Here is a 20,692-nt window from a genome sequence, read left to right on the forward strand (position 1 = left end):
TCTACTAGACCTAAAAATTAGCATTTTTTAACACATCTTATTTATATTGAGATGCTTATTTTGATTGCGAATGTTAATAAAAACTATGATATTTGCGAGTGTTGATCTAATTTTAAGCATAGCACTCGTTTTAGCCATTTCGTTTGAAAAAATATAGTTTCATAGCACAATGCCTCGTTTTTGTTTGTACTTTCCTATATATAGGTTTTGCACAGACTATTGCATCCGTAGGAGCTGTTGGCAACAACGTATCCGATAGCACGAAACTTAAATACCAGTTTAAAGACAATCCTTTTCTCAAGCTCACAAAATCTTATCGGCCGATTTCCTTGGGTCTGCCTTCTAATATAGAGCGGGAAATCATTTTTGACCCGGAAACCAGACAATACATCATTCGGGAGAAAATTGGATCCAAGTTGTATAGACCACCACTTTATTTATCCATCGATGAATTTAGTAAATACGAGTTCAATAGGTTACAAAAAAATTATTGGGAAGAACTGGCCGACAAAGAATTAGCGGAAGAGCGACGACGACGTCTTTTTCCGGTAATAGAAATCAATAGCCCTACGTTCGAAAGGCTATTTGGCGGAAATACCATCGACATCAGTCCTCGGGGAAGTGCAGATGTGACTTTAATGGGACAATACAACACCAATCAGAATCCGATGTTCAATGAGCGGCAACGCAAACAATGGGGGTTTGATTTCGATCAAAATATTAACTTAAACCTTACTGGACGAATAGGTGAACGTGTACAGGTCAATGCCAATTTCAATTCACGAGCACAATTTGGCTTTGAAAATCAAGTACGATTTGACTATGTCGCCAAAGATGATGATATCTTACGCAGATTAGAAATCGGCAACGTAAGTATGCCCCTTAATTCTACCTTGATCCAAGGTTCAGAATCACTTTTTGGAATAAAAGCACAGCTACAGTTTGGCAAGCTAACGTTCACGGGATTACTTTCACAACAACGCTCCCATCAAAAAGAATTCACGATTACCAACGGAAGACGTGACAGTGAGTTTACCTTAGAGATGAGTAATTACGAGGCAAATCAACATTTCTTTTTGGGTCAATATTTTCGAGAAACGTATAACCGATCACTAGCGCTAGCGCCAATACTAAATACGCCGGTAAATATTACCCAAATAGAGGTATGGACCAGTAACCGCTCAAACTCATTCGAAGAGGCACGAGACATTATGGCCTTAATGGATGTGGGAGAATATACTCCATACAGTAGCCTAATTTCTCGCGGAAGCCAGCCTCTTCCCTCTACAGGTATTCCGGGAGAGCCGGCTCCTTCGATTTCCAACAACTTGTTAACTCTCCTGGGCGAAAGTGGTCGTGCATCAAACAGTAATTTCACCCAAAGTTTTTTTGCTTCTTCCGGAGCAAATGACAATTATGTCAAACTTACATACGCACGAAAATTAGTAGAAGGAAGAGATTTTACCGTTAACAGAAGATTAGGTTATATTTCATTGATATATCCACTTCATCAAGATCAGGTTTTAGCTGTAGCCTACAAGTATCTGGCCAATGGTAAAGAATATCAAGTGGGTGAGTTTAGTACAGATATACCTGTAACGCCTTCCGACCCAAAAATGCTTTACACCAAGCTCCTAAAAAATGAAACGATCAAAACAAATCTTCCCACTTGGGATTTGATGATGAAAAACGTGTATTCTTTAGGCGCAAACAACATTTCGAGTACTAACTTTCACGTTCAAATCTACCGTACGGAAGATGAAACAGGAGCGCAACGGCCTGCATTATATGAAGGAATAAATACTATCGATAAAACCTGGCTGCAACTGACCGGATTAGATCGGCTGAATCAGCAACAGGCTGCAGGTGCTGACGGTCTAATGGACTTTTTAGAGAACATCACCATAGAACCTGTTCGAGGAAAATTAATCTTCCCTATTGTGGAACCCTTCGGTAGAGATTTAGCGAATCAATTTGCGTCAGGAGAAACCCAATTGGTGGAAAAATACACTTTTCCGGAACTGTACACGATGACTCAAATGGATGCGCAGCAAAAGTATCCCAACAAAAATCGCTACCTGTTAAAAGGTAGATATAGCTCTACCGGGGGAAGTGCCGAATATCAATTGGGTGCGATGAACCTTCGGCCTAACTCTGTTCGGGTAATGTCTGGGGGCGCAGTATTGGAAGAAGGGATAGACTACAACATTGATTATCAAATAGGCAACCTTCGAATTTTAAACCAAGCACTTCTCCTTTCGGGTCAACCGATTTCCATTTCTATGGAAGACGAGACATTATATGGTCTGCAACAAAAAACATTAATGGGGGGACGTTTTGATTACGCGCTGAATCCAAATATCCATATCGGTGCCACCGTCATGAACCTGACCGAAAAGCCGCTTACCGAAAAAGTTTCTATCGGTCAAGAACCTATTTCCAACACCATGTTGGGTGCCGATTTCACATACAATGCACCTTCTAGATGGTTAACCCGCTTAGTCGACAAATTGCCTTTTCTAAGCACCAAAGAAGAATCCCATATCAGTTTCTATGGGGAATTTGCACAACTAATACCCGGACATCCCCGTGGCTTGAACACGGCAGACAATAATACTGGTACAACATACATTGATAACTTTGAGAATAGTGTTTCATATATTGATATCAAAGGATATTTAGGATGGCAAATCTCAGGGACTCCCCGCATGTTCCCTGAATCCAATCTGAACAATGATTTAAGCTATGGCTACAATAGATCACATCTTACATTTTATAATATTGACCCGATATTTTATCAATCATCGGATCTTAATCCAAGCTTAACGCCCAATATGTTGTCCGATCATCGGGTCAGAAAAGTGACCGAGCAGGAAGTATTTCCATTTAGGAACAGTAGGACAGGTTCAGATGTGTATTTATCCACATTGGACATGACGTATTACCCGATGTTGCGCGGCCAATACAATTATACAACTGCAGGGGTCAATAGCGATGGTACTTTAAGCAACCCACAAAATCGCTGGGGCGGTATGTTTAGAAAAATTGATCAAACCGATTTCGAAGCTCAGAATATTGAATTCTTAGAAATGTGGATGATGGACCCTACCCTTACCAACCCCAACAAGGCCGGTGGTGACATCTATATCAATCTTGGCAACATCTCTGAGGACATCTTAAAAGATGGACGCAAATCATTGGAAAATGGTCTTTCTCCGACTGGTGATAAAAGTCAGATCGAACAGACGGTTTGGGGTAATGTGATAAAAAACCAACCTGTTATTCAGGCATTTGAAAACAGCAATGAGAGTAGATTACTACAGGATATAGGATTAGACGGGCTAACCAATGACGAAGAACGATCGTTTCACAGCAACTTCCTAAATCAATTGCAAGGTATATTAAATCCAACAGCTTTTACTTCATTACGAGACGACCCTTCTACCGATGATTATACTTATTTCCGGGGAAATCATTTTGACCAGAGTGTCGGAATATTAGAACGCTACAAGCGGTACAACGGCACGCAGGGAAACACGCGTACAAACAACCAATCCCTGGCAGATTTTGGTGTGGAAACCTCAGCGAATACGTTGTTACCCGATGGCGAAGATGTCAATCGGGATAACACCATGAACGAGGTAGATGAGTATTACCAATATAAATTATCCATTCGCCCGCAGGATATGGTTGTTGGTCAGAACTTTATCGTTGACGAGCAAACTACACAGGTAACCTTGGCCAATTCACAAAAGTCTGATGTGAAATGGTATAAAATACGCATACCACTTAATGAATTTGAAAGCAGACACGGTGATATCCAAGATTTTAAATCCGTTCGCTTCGTACGGATGTTCATGACCAACTTTGCTGATACTTCTGTTGTTCGATTTGGCAGGTTGCAATTTGTACGCGGAGATTGGCGAAAATATAACAGTGAAAATGTCGCCGACAAAGTAATCAGTGATTACGCAATGGGTGTGGTGGCATCGGATAACTCTACCTTCAATGTAGCGAATATAAGTATAGAAGAAAACGGCAAGAGAGAACCCATTCCATATAAAGTACCTCCCGGTATTAACCGACAAATAGACTGGTCTAATAATAATCTTGATGTAGAACTGAATGAACAAGCGTTGAGTTTAGATGTTAAAAACCTGAGAGATGGTTATGCCCGGGCAACCTATAAAACAGCATCTCACGATTTCAGACCTTATGGCCGTTTAGAAATGTTTATCCATGCCGAAGGTGAAAATCTAAATAACGGCGATTTCAGGGCATTCGTGCGCCTCGGAACGGACGATAAGTACAATTACTATGAGTACGACATGCCGCTTGTTATCACGCCATACGGTACGACTTCTGCCGATTTGATCTGGCCGATGGAGAACCGGATGAATATCAAAATTAACTTACTGAAAGATGCGAAGTTAGCGCGTGAAAAAGCGACGCTTAATGGTCAACCCTGGCCATTGGATGTCCCTTTTGAATATGCTGACGGTGAAAATAGAATTACTGTTATCGGAACCCCGGATCTCTCCAAAGTACGATTCTATATGATGGGGGTTCGTAATCCGCTGCGCGGATCATCTACCAGCAATAACATGGACGATGGACGAGATCTGCATGGCGAATTTTGGTTTAACGAGCTACGTCTTACCGACTTTGACGATAAGGGCGGATGGGCAGCTACGGCTCGTCTTAACTTGAAATTGGCGGATTTCGCAAATGTATCGATTTCCGGAACGAGATCAACGGTAGGCTTCGGTTCGATCTATCAACGGGTAGGAGAAAGAAACCGGGCTGAGGACACCTATTTTGATATTACGACCAACGCGGAATTGGGAAAATTCTTCCACCCTAGACATGGTATTGTTATTCCTTTCTATTTTAATTATTCAAATCAAAAATCCACTCCCGAATACAATCCATTAAATCCGGATATCGAATTAAACAGTGCTTTAGCTACGATGTCAAACAACAGCAGAGATTCGTTGCTACGCTTAGTACAGGACTATACCATGCGCAAAAGTTTTAGTTTTACAAATATTCGTAAGATCAAAACAAACAATGAGTCGCCGATTAAGCCCTGGAGCATCGAAAATTTCGGCCTGTCCTATGCTTACGCTGAATACAATCACCGCGATTACAATACGGCAACTTCTCTCCAAAAGAACTATAGAGGCGCATTAGATTATAACTACAGCAATCCAACGATAAATTTCTACGAGCCTTTCAAAGGGATCAAGAATAAAAACCTATCGCTCATTAAGGATTTGAACTTCAACTTAGTGCCTTCTTTATTAAACTTTAGGCTGGAAGTCAACAGAATTTACAATGAAAATACATTAAGAGACAATTCTTCTAATAATTTACTACCGACGTACTACAACAAGAACTTCAATATGAACCGTATATACGGTATCAGTTGGGATTTGACTAAATCATTACGTCTGGATTTCAATTCAACAAATTACTCGATCATTGATGAGCCGGCAGGTCGTATCGACGGGATTAAGCAAGATACCATGTGGTCTAATTTCTGGAAAATGGGCCGAACAACAGATTATAATCACATGATGAACTTGACATATACCTTACCAATTAATAAAATCCCATATTTGGAATGGATCAGTGTCATCACAAGATACGGTACGCAGTTTAATTGGCAAAGTGAACCGCTTATTGCATTTCAGAGCGACCAGATCAGTTTAGGAAATAGCATTCAAAATAATAGAACGATTCAGATTAATCCGACATTAAGCTTTTCAACATTATATAATAAGTTCGGCTTCATCCGACAAAATTCGGGAAGAAATGCAAAAGGAAGCAAAGCATTTTTTGTTCAGCTATTGACATCTGTACGAAATGTGGGCGGTGCTTATACCCGAATAGAGGGAACCTATCTACCGGGTTATACGCCGAACACCAATTTATTAGGTTATAATTTCGATGCAAATGCACCGGGTTGGGGATTTTTATTCGGTAGTCAGCGTGATATCTTATCGAGAGCTTCTACGAACGGATGGATCTCTTCGGATACATTACAAACCAATTTATATACGAAGACCTTTGCCGAAAATATTTCTGTTATTGCTAATTTAGAACCTCTTAAAGGACTGCGGATAGATCTTACCGCAACACGGGTAGATAATTATAATTTCTCGTCTACTACAGAATTGGAGTACAATCCACAAAGCGGGATGCTAGAACCAATCACGCCATACCGGACTGGTAATTACAGTATTTCTCAGATTGCCATACATACGTCATTTACAAGCCATAATGAATTATTTAAAAAATTCGAAGAACAACGTCTGATCATTTCAAATAGATTATCCGAACAAAATATAAATTCCGTAAAAGGAGATCCGGAAGTTTTTGCCGATGGGTATGGTAAAGCCCAGCAGGATGTTGTCGTGAACTCATTCCTATCTACTTACCTAGGAAAGGATCCTGACCAGAGCAGCATAGACCGCAAACCGCGGTTCCCGCTTCCAAACTGGCGCATATCCTATAATGGATTGTCAAATATCGTAGCACTTCAAGATCTATTTACGTCGATAAACCTGTCGCATGCGTACCAATCGCAATATGTCATTGCGGGATATAACTCTGTAATACGCTATACCGAAAACGACGGGGCTCCTTCCGAAAGAGATATTAATGATAACTTCCTTCCAAAAAATCTATATGGACAGGTATCTATCATCGACCGGTTCGTTCCGTTGATAGGCGTGGATGTCCGTTTCAAAAACAACATGTCTGCAAATACGGAATACAGAAAATCCAGAGACATGAACTTTAGCTTGCAGAATAGTCAAATGGCAATGATGAGTGAAGAATCGCTTGTATTGGGAATGGGCTACCGAAAGAATAATGTACAGCTTCCATTTGGCTTATTCGCCGATCGGAAATGGAAAAATGATTTCAACTTCAAGCTGGATTTTGCATTGAATGACCGGAAAACAGTGGTTTATCGATCAGACATCAACGAAGCGGAGGTATCAGGCGGAAATAAAAGTATCAGTATAAACCCTACGCTTGAATATACGGTCAATCAGTTTTACAACATTCGGCTATTCTATAACTCAAATTCTGTGAAACCTTACACATCACAGAACTACGCTACCTCTTATACGTACTTCGGGATCAACCTCCGTGTACTCTTTCAATAATTTATATTTAATATGGCTGAAGATCTTAACATCATAACGGGAAGTAAAGTAGATCAATATGATACGTTATTTCCTCAAATAAAAGCGCTTTTGGAAGAAGAGGAAGATCTCATTGCAAATCTGGCAAACATCGCTGCGGCGCTGAAAGAACAATTTGATTTTTTTTGGGTAGGATTCTATCTGGTTAAAAATGACCAATTGGTTCTAGGTCCTTTTCAAGGTCCTGTAGCCTGTACACGGATTCGTTACAATAAAGGTGTGTGCGGAACTGCTTGGGCACAAGAGAAAAGTTTAATCGTACCCAACGTAGAAGAATTTCCGGGACATATCTCCTGCAATTCCCTTTCCAAATCTGAAATAGTAATTCCCCTTTACAAAAACAAGCAGATAATAGGGGTTTTAGATGTGGACAGCAATAAATTGGATGATTTTGATCACATTGATGAAGTGAAATTAACCAAAATACTGTCGCTGATAGACTAGCTGACAGCCCAGATTTTAATCAGCTTATCGTCCCCGGCGGTCGCCAACGCCTGCGTAAGATTATCGAAATAGACTGCATTAATCGATAGCGTATGGGAATTATCTCCCCTATCCTTAGACACATTTTTAAGTAAATTTAATGCTGTATTCCAAACTTTAATAGTCTTATCCCGGCTTACAGTGACTAGCTTGGAGAATGGAGCTAAAGTTGCAATCCCATACACGGTAAACATGTGCGGTATGATTTGATGTATGGTCTCCAAATGGGCGTTCAATTGAAAGAGTTTAGCATCCCTGCCTCCGGAATAGAGATCTTGCTTGAAGTAAGCAAGGCTTGTAACGCCTCCGGCGTGCACCTGCCTTTTTTCAATGCAATGGTAATCCAAGGAATCCACGATATAAATAACGCCATCTTTATCCCCAAATGCGATCCTGCTTTCATCTTCCAAAATAGAGAATGTCCGAACGGTAGTCTTTGAAACCGAAAAACAATAAAGCAGTTCGAAATTTCTTAAATCCCAGACATAGGCTTTCCCCTCTTCACCTGTTGCAATAAGTTCCTGCTTACCGCGCAAGGATTTAATACAAAATACCGCTCCGGCCTCGACTTTCAACTTTGCTATCAATTCCTGCCTGGTAAAATCTACAATATAGATCTCTCCATTACGCATGCCGATTGCAAGATAATTTGTGTCGGGAATATGATATAACGTATAAACGGAAGCTGGCACAGCACACAGAATTCGCTTGAATTTCATCTCCTCCAAGTCCCATTCCACAACTCCTTTATCATTTCCTCCGGAAAAAAAAAGAGATTTTCCCGGAATACCCTCCAATGCAAAAATAGGGTTCTGATGTCCTGCTAACGTTCCTTTTAAAAGTAATTCACTCATAATAAAACTTCTTGAGGAAATAGGCAAATAGCGAATGCGCGATTAGGCAAATTTGCAAATACACGAATAAGTTACTGATGTCTATTTTCTAAATTTTTCGCTATAGTTTCTAGACTTATACCTTTTTCCCGTAATAATACTAAAAGGTGAAAAATTAAATCTGAAGTTTCATTGATAAAATCGTGTTCGGATTCAGTCAAAGCTGCTATCACGGTTTCTACGGCTTCCTCTCCCACTTTTTGAGCAATCTTATTAATTCCCCGTACGCGCAATCTGTTTACGTATGATTCATCGGAAGGAAATGCATAACGCTGCTGCACGATCCGTTCTAATTCGGCTATAAAATTTTGGTTATAATCCGTGTTAAAGCAACTTCGAGTCCCCGTATGACAAGTGGGGCCCTCTGGCTGTGCCTTAATAAGTATAGTATCCTTGTCGCAATCGATGTGATAGCTTTTTACGTGTAAAAAATTACCACTTTCCTCACCCTTCGTCCACAGCCTGTCCTTGCTTCTTGAGAAGAAAGTTACTTTCTTCTCCTCTTGCGTTTTCTGCCAGGCTTCTTCATTCATATAACCCAACATCAACACCTCCAATGTTTGAAAGTCCTGAACGATTACCGGAATTAATCCATTTCCTTTTTCAAAATCTACCATTACTCTTTTTATCTTTGTTCTAATCCTATATCATCGAACAGCAATCCCCTGCTTTCTTAGTGTATCTTTCAATTCCGGAATCCGTATCTCGCCATAGTGAAATACGGATGCTGCCAATGCCGCATCTACATTTGAATATTGAAACACATCCACAAAATCTTGCTGATTGCCGGCACCGCCTGATGCAATTAATGGGATCCGAATCTGATCATTTATTTTCTTTAACAGTGAATTATCAAATCCATTCTTCGTTCCATCGTGATCCATAGAGGTTAATAGGATTTCGCCTGCTCCTCTATTTTCTGCCTCTTTTATCCAGTGCTCGGTTTCTATTTCCGTTTTGTCACGCCCTCCACGCAAATGCACATAATTCTTTCCGTCAATTAATCTGGTATCTACCGCGACAACGACAAACTGTGTCCCGAATGCGTTGGCCAATTGGTTAATCAGATCTGGATTACGGACGGCCGCAGAGTTGATTGATATTTTATCGGCACCAGCATTTAACAGTACTTCGGCGTCGGCTATTTCATTTATTCCACCTCCAATTGTAAATGGAATATTTACCTGACGAGCCACAGCTTTCACAAGATCAATCGTTGTTTTACGCTTTTCGTGCGTAGCTGTAATATCTAAAAAAACGAGCTCATCCGCACCCTGTTCTGAATATTGCCAAGCGAGCTCTACAGGGTCGCCCGCATCACGCAAATCAACAAAATTAACCCCTTTTACAGTACGTCCATCCTTAACATCTAAACACGGTATGATGCGTTTTGCTAACATCTTAGAAATTAATTAGTGATTTCAGATTCCAATCTTTAATTTCTTCGATACTAATCTTATTCTCATATATTGCCTTCCCAACAACACAAGATTCCATTCGTCCCAACGCTTTCAATGCTTCAATGTCCTGCATGGAGCTGATACCACCTGAGCCAATCAATTTGATAATAGGAGAATGATCCAACAGTTTTTGATACAGTTCAACTCCGGCTCCACCTAATTTCCCGTCTTTGCTGATATCAGTACATAGAAAACGGAAGAAACCTAAAGCCAAACATTTGTCAATATATTCAATCAACTTAATTGGTGAGCTCTCTAACCATCCCGAATATTTAATAACTTCATCCAGCACATCGATCGCTATTATGATATGATCTGCATATTTTGTCCGTCCTTCGTTTAACGTACTTAACTCTTCCAAAAAAGATGGATTTGTAATCGCTTGCGTACCTACGATAACACGAAATACTCCTGCATCAACAAGTTCCTTCACTTTATCGATACTACGAACGCCGCCTCCGTACTGTACTTTCATATCGGTGCGTTGTACGATATCAAATAAATATTCTTGATTTGAAAAATCACCTTTCGCTCCGTTGAGATCGATGATATGAACAAGTTCAGTACCATTTGCATGGTACTTTCTGATTTGCTCTTCTAATGAAATTTCGTAAGTAGTGACATCTTCATAAGATCCTTCTCTTAATCGAACTACTTTTTTGTCTAAAACATCAATCGCAGGAATGATATACATAGTTGTTTATATTTTAATAAAATTATATTATCGCAAAATTTAGCAAAAGCTGCTCCCCATATTTGCCGGATTTTTCCGGATGAAACTGTACGCCATAAAAGTTACCTTTTTGAATTACAGCAGAAAAAGGCAAGCCGTATTCACAGACAGCTCCAGTATATTGCCCACTGTATTCAATAAAATAAGAGTGTACGAAGTAAAAGTACGTATTATCGGGAATATCTTGGAATAAAGGACATTCATTTTCAGCACACACCCTATTCCATCCTATATGAGGTACTTTTAGCTGGACTCGTTGGTCAAAATGTAACGTCTTCAACGGGAATATATTCAGTAAATCGGCATTTCCTTCTTCGGAATATGCCGTCAAAAGCTGCATGCCGACGCATATACCCAAAACAGGCTTCTCTAATTGCAAAACATCTTCCACTAGGCCTGTCTCCCGAAGTTTTTGCATCGCAGCACCAGCATGACCTACACCTGGAATGATGATACGATCATATCGGTCAAAATCTGACACTTGATTAATCATACCATACTCCACTCCGATTCGCTGCAATGCTGCAGTAAGTGAAAATATATTACCCGCGCCGTAATTTACTATTCCTATCATTTTGTTAGTATTGAGTAGTGAGATCTGATTTTTCTCTTTTGTCCTTACTCTTTTATCCGTGTTCTACAACACTCCTTTAGTACTCGGCAATTGCATATTATCTGCATCGCGACGCACCGCTTTTTTTATCGATTTGGCAAAAGCTTTGAAAATCGCTTCAATTTTATGATGCTCATTATCTCCCTCAGCTTTGATATTTAAATTTGATTTAGATGCATCAGAAAACGACTTAAAGAAATGGAAGAACATCTCCGTTGGCATGTCTCCAATTTTTTCTCTCTTAAATTCTGCTTCCCACACAATCCAATTACGTCCTCCGAAGTCCAACGCAACTTGTGCCAGACAATCGTCCATAGGCAAGGTATAAGAATATCGTTCAATACCACGCTTATCGCCTAAAACTTTCAAGAAAATCTCTCCAAGTGCAATACCCGTGTCCTCAATCGTGTGATGCTCGTCGATATGAAGATCTCCTTTGGCTTTGATAGTCAGATCTATAGCGCCGTGACGGGCGATTTGATCCAACATGTGATCGAAGAAAGGTAATCCTGTATCGATATCCGATTTTCCTGAACCATCTAAATTTAACTTGATGTAGATATCGGTTTCGTTTGTTTTACGGTGATATTCTCCTGTACGTGTTCCCAACTTCAGGAATTCATATATAGATTTCCACTGTGCCGTTTCCAGTGCGATCACTTCATCCGAAATCTCAAGATTTTCTGCTTTTCCAAGCTCATCGTTGTTGCGCAGCCAAATCACCTTAGCGCCTAAATTTTGAGCTAATTTCACATCATTCACGCGGTCCCCAATCACAAACGATTCAGCCAAGTTGTATTTCGCTACATCGAAGTAGCTTTCTAACATACCTATTCCGGGCTTACGGGTAGGTGCATTTTCATGTGGAAAAGTTCTATCGATATGCTCTTGGGCAAATTCTACTCCTTCTCCCTTAAACGTGTCAATGACAAAATGATGTACAGGCCAAAAGTTAGCTTCCGGATGTGAATCTGTACCCAATCCGTCTTGATTCGACACCAAGATCAATTCAAAATCAAGTTCTTTCGCAATCCTAGGTAAATATTGCAGGGCACCGGGATAGAACTTAAGTTTGGCGAAGGAATCAATTTGTTCATCCTCCGGTTCTACGATTAATGTACCATCTCTATCTATAAATAAGACTCTTTTCACTATTTCTGACATGATTAGTTATAAAATTGCCTTAATGCGGCTATTAAATTCTTGTTTTCTTCGGGGGTCCCCACTGTAATACGAAGACATCCTTCACAAAGCTCGACTTTAGAACGGTCACGAACGATAATACCTTTGCTTACCAAATACGTGTATAATGCTCTCGGTTCTTGCAATTTAACCAATATAAAATTAGCATCCGAAGGGGTAATATGATACACCTGTTCGAATTTTTCTAAATGTGACGCTAACTTATCCCGCTCTGCCACGGCCTCTTTAATCCACTCGTTCACAATATCGACTCCGTTCAATGCTTCCAAAACCAATTCTTGTGTAGCTTGATTTATATTATAAGGAGGTTTTATTTTATTGAATATATCGATTATTTCTTTACTCGCGAATGCCATACCCAAGCGTAAAGCCGCCAATCCCCAAGCTTTAGAAAGGGTTTGAAGGATCACCAAGTTCGGATATTCTGCCAATTCTTGTGTAAATGATTTGTGTCTCGAATAATTGATATACGCTTCATCGATAACTACGATACCCGGGAAATAGGTAAGAATAGTTTCTATATTTTTTCTATTGATGCTATTTCCAGTAGGGTTATTCGGTGAACAGATAAAGATCATTTTTGTATTGGTATCGATGGCCTCTGCAATATTTTCCATATCCAATTCGTAATCTGCCGTCAGGTTTACTTTACGGACAGGTACATCGTTTATATTAGCAGATACCTCATACATGCCGTATGTGGGTGGTACAAGAATAACATTGTCCAATTGTGGACGACAAAACGCACGATATAAAATATCAATAGCTTCGTCGCTACCGTTGCCTAAAAATATATTTTCGACAGGAACACCTTTTATAGCAGACAATTTATGTTTCACCTGATGCTGTAAAGGATCCGGATATCGGTTGTAATGCTGTGCTAACGGAGATCCAAAAGCATTTTCATTCGCATCCAATAATACGGAAGCCTCGCCTTTAAATTCATCGCGCGCTGATGAATAGGGAACCAAATTTTTTATATTGTCCCTTAATAACGTGTTTAAGTTGAAAGACATATTCATTGTCTACTATTTTTCGAGGTGTAAATATGGGGAAAAATCTACAAAATCACTAAACTAAATACCACTTACCTTCTTCAGAAAGATGTGTATTCGAAAATTTTGACTTTGCTTCGGTTAATAATGGGGTCAAATCTCGGTATCTGGCCGAATAGTGACCCATTAACAATTTGCCTGCTCCGATTTGTAATGCTACTTCAGCAGCCTCTAGTGCTGTACTATGAAACGTTTCCTCTGCCCGATCTACCATTTCGTGTAGAAAGGTAGTTTCGTGATAAAGCAAATCCACATGTTGGATAGCGGAAATATAGCCGGCAAATGCACGTGTATCCGAACAGTAGGCATAACTTCTAGATCGAGGCGCAGGCGACGTCAATTCAGAAGCGCTATATCGTGTACCATCTGTGCCTATACAATCGACTCCTTTTTTTAATTGAGAGAGAAAGACCGTAGGTACATTTAACTTTTCTATTTTTTCGCGAATCAGAGAAGCTGATCGCTTTCCTTCATCAAAACGAAAGCCTGTAGTCGGCACACGATGTTTCAACGAAAAAGAAGTAACCGTCAACATTTTAGTTTGTAAAATAACTTCAGATTCTTCCGAATTAGTCGAATGAAAAATGAGATCGTAACGCAATGTCGTATCAGAATGTTTAAACTGTATATCCAGAATTTCCTTGAGCGCTGAGGGCGCATACAAATGCAATTCACTCTTTCTCCCGCTTAAATTCATGGAAGATAATAGCCCTACCAGTCCAAAATAATGATCTCCGTGCAAATGGCTAATAAAAACATGAGATATCTTATTACTCTTTATCCCGTAGCGAAAGAGTTGCATCTGCGTACCTTCACCGCAATCAATCAAAAACAGCTGCTCATTGAAATTCAAAACTTGAGATGACGGATGCCGTTCGTACATCGGTGTAGCCGAACTATTTCCTAAAATCAACACTTCGAATTTCATTATTCTCCCCTTAACTCGCGTTGTATTTCATTGCCGAAGATTAAATCTTCCGCTTTACTAATAGATTTTACAATGGTAAAGTTTCTTTCCAATCCGGCCATCCTTAAAAAATCCTCAATTTGTAAACATACGCCCGTAAGAATAAACATTCCCCCTACAGCATTACATAGACGCTGAGCAAGCAATCCTACACGAATACCATCCCCATCTGATTCCTCCACATTCGACAGATCCAAAACGATATTACGTTGACCACTGGTATTACGTAACATGAACTCGCCTTTTAAAAATGCAGCCACCTCACCGTTTAAGAGCTTAGTTAAAGGTTCAATTACTACATATCTTTCGTGCTTATCTATCGTATATTTCATAATGCATTCATTTAATATATTGTCTATTAAGCCGTTATCAATATGCGACTATTTCACGAACCTACTTGCCTGTTTCTCTCAAAGTACGGCTAATGCACCTTTCACATTATTTTCAACTCGAATCAGTACCTCTTCCGCTTCGGGATAAACAAATTTTTCTCCCGTAATATGCTCATACAACTCAATATAACGTTCTGAAATAGACGCTATGATCTCATCCGTCATCTCCGGAACTTGCTGGCCATCTTTACCTTGGAAGCCATTTTCAATCAACCACTGACGAACAAACTCCTTCGAAAGTTGTTTCTGGGGCTCTCCTGCCGCCTGCCGCTCTTCATATCCTTCAGCGTAAAAATAGCGAGAAGAATCGGGTGTATGAATCTCATCTATCAGATAAATTTCACCATCTTTTTTTCCAAACTCATACTTTGTATCAACCAGGATTAATCCTCGTTCCTTCGCGATCTCCGTTCCGCGTTGAAAAAGTGCTTTAGTATATTTTTCCAATTGTGCATAATCTTCTTCACTAACTATTCCTTTAACTAAGATATCCACTTTGGAAATGTCTTCATCGTGACCTACTGCCGCTTTGGTAGTCGGAGTAATGATGGGCTCGGGAAGTTTGTCATTTTCTTTCAAGCCTTCAGCTAATACTTCACCACACAATTCGCGTCCGCCAGCAGCATAGGTACGCCAAGCATGTCCTGCTAAGTACCCACGAATGACCATTTCAACTTTAAAGGGCTCACACATCTGACCAATAGTGACACTAGGATCAGGTATCGATACGACCCAATTGGGTAAGATATCGGCCGTTGCTTTCAAAAACTTAGCCGCAATCTGATTTAATACTTGACCTTTATAAGGTATAGGCCGAGGTAATACGACATCAAAAGCCGAAATACGGTCTGACGCAACCATCACTAAATATTGATTATCGATCGTATACACGTCTCTAACCTTACCTCTATAAAAAGCAGTCTGCTTATCAAAATTAAAATTTGTTTCTTTTATCGCGTTCATATATCATCGGTACACAACGTACCCCTTTTTTAGTCTAATTATTTAAATCGCCGTAAGCTTCTAAAATCCTCCTCACTAATTTATGACGAACTACGTCTGAACCGGTAAGATGTATAACGTCTATACCTTCTACATTTTCCAGTATCTTTACCGCAGTAGCCAATCCGGACTGTGTTTTTTTCGGCAAATCTATTTGCGTCAGATCGCCTGTCACGATAAACTTAGCGGTAGGCCCCATACGTGTCAAAAACATTTTGAGCTGCATATCTGTCGCATTTTGCGCCTCATCCAGGATCACAAAACAGTTATCCAATGTCCTGCCGCGCATAAATGCAAGAGGCGCCACTTCAATTGTTCTATTTTCTAAATATCCCTTTAACTTTTCTACGGGTATCATGTCATCCAACGCATCGTATAACGGACGTAAATAAGGATCCACTTTTTCTTTGAGGTCTCCGGGCAAAAAACCCAAATTCTCTCCAGCTTCTACTGCCGGACGTGTCAGAATAATACGCTTTACTTCCTTATTACGTAAAGCGCGTACAGCCAAAGCAACTGCAGTATACGTCTTTCCTGTACCTGCCGGACCTATAGCAAAAAGAATATCGTTTTTATTAATACTCTCTACCATCTTACGTTGATTAGCTGTCCGGGCTCTGACAATCAAACCATTAGGCCCGTACACGATAGGTTCCCCTCTGAAGGCGACAGCCCCTTCTTCCGGCTTATCTTTTTTAACAGACGGCGAAGCAACAACTCTTGAACGCAACAATTCCTCCAAATCCTGCGCCGACAAGGAATTAAATTTAGTAGCGTGATCCAATATCCCGTTAAAATATTCTTCAAAAACCTTCTGTTCAACCACTTCACCTAACACTTTCAATTCATCACCTCTTGCAACCAAACGCAACTTTGGAAATGCATTTTTTATAAACTCAAAGTTTTCATTTTGTGCTCCCCATAAGGAAACTAGATTTACACTATCTAGATTGATGATTAATTCGCTCAAACTAATTTAATTTAACTTGTGATACCTTGTGGATAAATATAGATAAGATTTTCGATTTCCGAATGAGTTTTTGTCAATATCTTATATTAAAACATTCAAATTTACAAACTTAAATTGGCCAATTAAGAATTGTGAAAAATATTAATTAATTTGAATGCTTTTAGCATGCAAAATGAGCAGTTTTACTACTTTTGTAGCTTGATAAAGAATTCATAAAGCTATTTTTACCGCGTTCTAAAAGATAACGTGCTATTGGTATGGGAGTAATAACATTAACGACAGACTTGGGATATCGCGACTTTTATCAAGCCGCACTCAAAGGTAGCATTATATCATTGCTGCCTGACGTTCGTTTGTTCGATATCAGCCATGAGATCCCTTCCTTCAATATCCAAAATGCAGCATTTATCTTACAAAATGCCTACCATTACTTCCCTAAAAACACGGTTCACCTAATCGGAATAGATACTGTTTTTCAGGAGGGGGGGAGTTATGTAGCCATGAAACACAATGGACATTATTTTGTAGGAGCAGACAACGGGATATTTAGCATTATATTGGGTGACGACAAAGCAGAAGAGCTGGTTGAAATCGAAGTGATGCAGGATCTTCGATTCCTTCACTTTCCACTGGCTGATATTTTGGCGAAAGCCGCCTGCCATATCGCCAAGGGAGGAGACATCAACGAACTAGGATCAAAAATCGATGAGCCGCTTAAAAAGAAACCCCTCCTTCCGATTATTGAAAACAACAATATCATCAAAGGACACGTTTCTTATATTGATTCTTTTGGAAACGTCATAAGCAATATCAGTAAAGATCTATTCAATCAGATTCAAAAAGGTCGAAATTTCACCTTATTTTTCAAACGCAATGAGACTATTGAAAAAATGAGCTGGCATTATAACGAAGTGTCTGAAGGTGAAAAACTCTGTCTTTTCGGTATTAGCAATTATTTGGAAATCGCCATTAATAAAGGGCATGCGAGTAATCTGCTTGGTTTACACCAAGACGAAACCATTATGGTTAAATTTCTGGACAGATAAATCTAAGGTTTGAGTGAAACAACCGATACACCCATCTGTCGATGAATGCATTTATGCATAAATACAAATGAATAATCAACCAAAGGAAACTCACTCATACCATTGAGGGCAGATTTAGCAAAGTCATGCACAACAGGTCAAATACATAAAAATTATACAGATGAAAAAAGTATTGTACGTTATTATATTAATATGCTTAGGTCATCCACTATTTTCTCAAAACTTAGCAGTTGATTCAGCTTTGTTCGAACAACAGCGCAGGCGGGTAAATACATTATTAGATGAACGTAGTCGCAAATTTGAGGAATACAATATTTCGTTAGATCAGAAAACAGGCGTATTCGGAATCTTCAAAACGAAAGGAGACATGCAAAAATCCATTGACATCCTGAAAACGATCGTCATCAACGACAACAAAATTTTCATAGAAGCACGTAAATTGCTTGACCTCAAAGACGTTGAACGCGAGAAGTTTCAGACGTTAGCTACAGAATTTGACACACAGGTAACGGCATATATGAAGACGATTTCCAAACTTCAGCAAGAAAACGATAAATTCAGAGCAAAAATAAAAAAACTAAAAAATGAAGGACAAAGCGGGAATAATATGTTCTACATCAGCTGCTTCATTATTGCTACACTCGGATTTATTATTTTCAGACAGCGTAAGGCATTAAAATCCCAAAAAGTGACGAAAGTTTGATAACCGCCAAACTTTATATCTTTATCTTTGCCTCTCGAAAATGGATATTAAGAATAGCATAGATGGCCAGACCGAGATTGAATAGTGGGGATTCACATTCCGAGGATTTACCGAAACCCAAGCTAAATAAGGCATTAGTAAAGAAAGCATTTCAAATATTTTCTTACCTCAAACCTTACCGTACAAAATTTATGTTTGGGATGTTTTTTTTGATTCTATCAAGCCTTACCATGCTTACTTTGCCTGCGCTACTAGGTGCGATGATAGATTCCGCACAAGGACAACAAACTTATCCTTGGCTACCCAATAGCATTCTTTTCATCGGATCCCTCTCCTTAGGTATTCTATTTTTTCAATCCATAATGTCTTTTTTTCGAATCAGACTATTTGTAGAGGTTGCCGAAAAAGCATTGTCCAGCATTCGCCGAGACACCTATTATAAATTAATCACACTACCTATCGATTTTTTTGCCAATAGAAGAGTGGGCGAACTGAATAGCAGACTCTCGTCCGACTTATCGCAGATACAAGATACGATGACTACCACTTTGGCGGAGATGATACGGCAGGCGATCAGCCTATCCTTAGGCGTAGTCTTACTGGTAATTGTGTCACCCAAGCTCGCTTTAATGAATCTGTGCATATTACCGATATTAGTAGTTACGGCCATATTTTTTGGAAGATTTATCCGAAGCCTTTCGCGACAAACTCAGGACCAATTAGCAGACTCCAACAGTATTGTTCAGGAAACCCTATTAGGCATTAGCAATGTCAAAGCCTTTGTCAACGAATTCTATGAAGCGAAGCGATATTCCAAGAAATTGGATGCTGTTGTTAGCTTAGCTGTAAAAGGCGCTACGTATCGCGGAATATTTGCGTCTTTTATTATTTTCTGCATATTTGGAGCCGTCATCGCGGTAATTTGGTATGGCGCTTCACTGGTATCTGCAGGAGAAATTACTGTAGGCGACCTGACAACTTATATTTTATATTCGATGTTTGTCGCGGGGTCTATGGGAAGCTTTCCGGAACTATATGCCGGTGTCCAACGTGCATTAGGGGCCAGCGAACGTGTAATTGAGATATTGAATGAGGAAACAGAAGATATTAAAGTATCCGAAGAAGACAAAGAAATAAGCCGACCTATCCGAGGTAAACTCACATTCGATCATGTTGCCTTTGCTTATCCGTCAAGACGCGATGTGCAAATTCTGAAAGATATATCTTTTACGGCCGAAGCTGGGCAGAAAATAGCGATAGTCGGTCCTAGTGGAACGGGTAAATCGACCATAGCTTCACTGATACTGCAATTTTATCAACCTCAATCGGGCGAAATCCGGTATGATGACAGCGTATATTCTAGTTTCTCGTTGACCGATATTCGGAATCAAGTGGCCATTGTTCCCCAAGATGTACTTCTGTTTGGAGGAACTATCCGCGAGAACATAAATTACGGCCGATTAGATGCCGATGCCGAAAGCATTATTATAGCCTCCAAACGTGCGAACGCTCATGACTTCATTATGGGATTTCCCGACGGATACGACACACTAGTAGGAGAAAGAGGCGTAAAATTATCTGGCGGACAGCGCCAACGTATTGCTATTGCAAGAGCACTATTAAAAGATCCGGCTATTTTAATCCTCGATGAAGCAACCTCTTCTTTAGATTCTGAATCAGAAAGACTGGTACAAGAAGCATTAGAAGAACTGATGAAAAACCGAACATCTATTATCATTGCGCATAGACTTTCTACCATAAAAAACGCCGACACTATTTTAGTTGTTGAAAATGGGATCATTTCGGACGCTGGAAACCACATCGATCTACTCTCAAAGGGAAGCGGTTTGTATCACCATCTATTCATGTTACAGTCTACCCAAAAGGTAGTGCGTTAAATTTTTGTTAATCGTATTTCTTCCAAACTTTTTGGAATAACAGTTGTTTTATTTGAA

At 39.7% G+C, this 20,692-nt stretch carries 16 protein-coding genes; 5 read left to right on the top strand and 11 right to left on the bottom strand.

Features of this window, described 5'->3' with window-relative positions:
• Positions 1–143: 143 nt before the first annotated feature.
• Together sov and E4F24_RS06035 are read left to right on the top strand one after the other, a co-directional pair.
• Positions 144–7,178 (top strand): T9SS outer membrane translocon Sov/SprA, encoded by a 7,035-nt coding sequence (sov, locus tag E4F24_RS06030; protein ID WP_235891161.1) that lies wholly within the window; start codon positions 144–146, stop codon positions 7,176–7,178.
• Positions 7,179–7,190: 12 nt separating this feature from the next.
• Positions 7,191–7,661, top strand: coding sequence for a GAF domain-containing protein (locus E4F24_RS06035; protein WP_140937762.1), 471 nt, complete (start codon positions 7,191–7,193; stop codon positions 7,659–7,661).
• Here the strand turns inward: E4F24_RS06035 and E4F24_RS06040 are convergent.
• The 11 genes from E4F24_RS06040 to E4F24_RS06090 form a co-directional block, all read right to left on the bottom strand.
• Positions 7,658–8,554, bottom strand: coding sequence for a WD40 repeat domain-containing protein (locus E4F24_RS06040; protein ID WP_140937763.1), 897 nt, complete (start codon positions 8,552–8,554; stop codon positions 7,658–7,660). The genes E4F24_RS06035 and E4F24_RS06040 overlap by 4 nt on opposite strands.
• A 71-nt stretch (positions 8,555–8,625) precedes the next feature.
• On the bottom strand, positions 8,626–9,210 hold the full coding sequence (gene hisIE, locus E4F24_RS06045; RefSeq protein WP_140937764.1) for a bifunctional phosphoribosyl-AMP cyclohydrolase/phosphoribosyl-ATP diphosphatase HisIE: 585 nt from the start codon (positions 9,208–9,210) through the stop codon (positions 8,626–8,628).
• A gap of 30 nt (positions 9,211–9,240) precedes the next feature.
• On the bottom strand, positions 9,241–9,993 hold the full coding sequence (gene hisF, locus E4F24_RS06050; protein WP_140937765.1) for an imidazole glycerol phosphate synthase subunit HisF: 753 nt from the start codon (positions 9,991–9,993) through the stop codon (positions 9,241–9,243).
• A gap of 1 nt (position 9,994) precedes the next feature.
• On the bottom strand, positions 9,995–10,747 hold the full coding sequence (locus E4F24_RS06055; RefSeq protein WP_140937766.1) for a 1-(5-phosphoribosyl)-5-[(5-phosphoribosylamino)methylideneamino]imidazole-4-carboxamide isomerase: 753 nt from the start codon (positions 10,745–10,747) through the stop codon (positions 9,995–9,997).
• A gap of 22 nt (positions 10,748–10,769) precedes the next feature.
• Entirely contained in the window at positions 10,770–11,360 is a 591-nt protein-coding gene (hisH, locus tag E4F24_RS06060) for an imidazole glycerol phosphate synthase subunit HisH (protein ID WP_140937767.1), read from the bottom strand.
• Between the two features lie 63 nt (positions 11,361–11,423).
• A complete protein-coding gene (gene hisB / locus E4F24_RS06065; protein ID WP_140937768.1) occupies positions 11,424–12,563 on the bottom strand; it encodes a bifunctional histidinol-phosphatase/imidazoleglycerol-phosphate dehydratase HisB in 1,140 nt (379 codons plus the stop codon).
• A 2-nt stretch (positions 12,564–12,565) separates the two neighbouring features.
• Positions 12,566–13,624: a histidinol-phosphate transaminase gene (gene hisC / locus E4F24_RS06070; protein ID WP_140937769.1), complete on the bottom strand. Its 1,059-nt coding sequence runs from the start codon at positions 13,622–13,624 to the stop codon at positions 12,566–12,568.
• Between the two features lie 49 nt (positions 13,625–13,673).
• Complete coding sequence (locus E4F24_RS06075) at positions 13,674–14,585, bottom strand: ribonuclease Z (RefSeq protein ID WP_140937770.1); 912 nt, start codon at positions 14,583–14,585, stop codon at positions 13,674–13,676.
• Positions 14,585–14,956: an STAS domain-containing protein gene (locus tag E4F24_RS06080; protein WP_140937771.1), complete on the bottom strand. Its 372-nt coding sequence runs from the start codon at positions 14,954–14,956 to the stop codon at positions 14,585–14,587. Before E4F24_RS06080 ends, E4F24_RS06075 begins: the two co-directional genes overlap by 1 nt.
• A 78-nt stretch (positions 14,957–15,034) precedes the next feature.
• Entirely contained in the window at positions 15,035–15,979 is a 945-nt protein-coding gene (locus tag E4F24_RS06085) for a phosphoribosylaminoimidazolesuccinocarboxamide synthase (protein WP_140937772.1), read from the bottom strand.
• Between the two features lie 34 nt (positions 15,980–16,013).
• On the bottom strand, positions 16,014–16,988 hold the full coding sequence (locus E4F24_RS06090; RefSeq protein WP_140937773.1) for a PhoH family protein: 975 nt from the start codon (positions 16,986–16,988) through the stop codon (positions 16,014–16,016).
• Between the two features lie 257 nt (positions 16,989–17,245).
• On the opposite strand from E4F24_RS06090, the gene E4F24_RS06095 reads away from it, so the two are divergent.
• From E4F24_RS06095 to E4F24_RS06105, 3 genes are all read left to right on the top strand, one after another.
• Positions 17,246–18,034: an SAM hydrolase/SAM-dependent halogenase family protein gene (locus tag E4F24_RS06095; RefSeq protein WP_140937774.1), complete on the top strand. Its 789-nt coding sequence runs from the start codon at positions 17,246–17,248 to the stop codon at positions 18,032–18,034.
• Between the two features lie 160 nt (positions 18,035–18,194).
• On the top strand, positions 18,195–18,737 hold the full coding sequence (locus E4F24_RS06100; protein WP_140937775.1) for a hypothetical protein: 543 nt from the start codon (positions 18,195–18,197) through the stop codon (positions 18,735–18,737).
• Between the two features lie 62 nt (positions 18,738–18,799).
• Complete coding sequence (locus tag E4F24_RS06105; protein WP_140937776.1) at positions 18,800–20,635, top strand: ABC transporter ATP-binding protein; 1,836 nt, start codon at positions 18,800–18,802, stop codon at positions 20,633–20,635.
• Positions 20,636–20,692: the final 57 nt, after the last annotated feature.

Origin of the sequence: Sphingobacterium lumbrici, assembly GCF_006476045.1 — a bacterium.
Classification (GTDB): Bacteria; Bacteroidota; Bacteroidia; order Sphingobacteriales; family Sphingobacteriaceae; genus Sphingobacterium; species Sphingobacterium lumbrici.

Coding starts and splice junctions, on each gene's coding strand:
- E4F24_RS06035 (WP_140937762.1), top strand. CDS start 7,191: ATGGCTGAAGATCTTAACATCATAACGGGAAGTAAAGTAGATCAATAT.
- E4F24_RS06040 (WP_140937763.1), bottom strand. CDS start 8,554: ATGAGTGAATTACTTTTAAAAGGAACGTTAGCAGGACATCAGAACCCT.
- hisIE (WP_140937764.1), bottom strand. CDS start 9,210: ATGGTAGATTTTGAAAAAGGAAATGGATTAATTCCGGTAATCGTTCAG.
- hisF (WP_140937765.1), bottom strand. CDS start 9,993: ATGTTAGCAAAACGCATCATACCGTGTTTAGATGTTAAGGATGGACGT.
- E4F24_RS06055 (WP_140937766.1), bottom strand. CDS start 10,747: ATGTATATCATTCCTGCGATTGATGTTTTAGACAAAAAAGTAGTTCGA.
- hisH (WP_140937767.1), bottom strand. CDS start 11,360: ATGATAGGAATAGTAAATTACGGCGCGGGTAATATATTTTCACTTACT.
- hisB (WP_140937768.1), bottom strand. CDS start 12,563: ATGTCAGAAATAGTGAAAAGAGTCTTATTTATAGATAGAGATGGTACA.
- hisC (WP_140937769.1), bottom strand. CDS start 13,624: ATGAATATGTCTTTCAACTTAAACACGTTATTAAGGGACAATATAAAA.
- E4F24_RS06075 (WP_140937770.1), bottom strand. CDS start 14,585: ATGAAATTCGAAGTGTTGATTTTAGGAAATAGTTCGGCTACACCGATG.
- E4F24_RS06080 (WP_140937771.1), bottom strand. CDS start 14,956: ATGAAATATACGATAGATAAGCACGAAAGATATGTAGTAATTGAACCT.
- E4F24_RS06085 (WP_140937772.1), bottom strand. CDS start 15,979: ATGAACGCGATAAAAGAAACAAATTTTAATTTTGATAAGCAGACTGCT.
- E4F24_RS06095 (WP_140937774.1), top strand. CDS start 17,246: ATGGGAGTAATAACATTAACGACAGACTTGGGATATCGCGACTTTTAT.
- E4F24_RS06100 (WP_140937775.1), top strand. CDS start 18,195: ATGAAAAAAGTATTGTACGTTATTATATTAATATGCTTAGGTCATCCA.
- E4F24_RS06105 (WP_140937776.1), top strand. CDS start 18,800: ATGGCCAGACCGAGATTGAATAGTGGGGATTCACATTCCGAGGATTTA.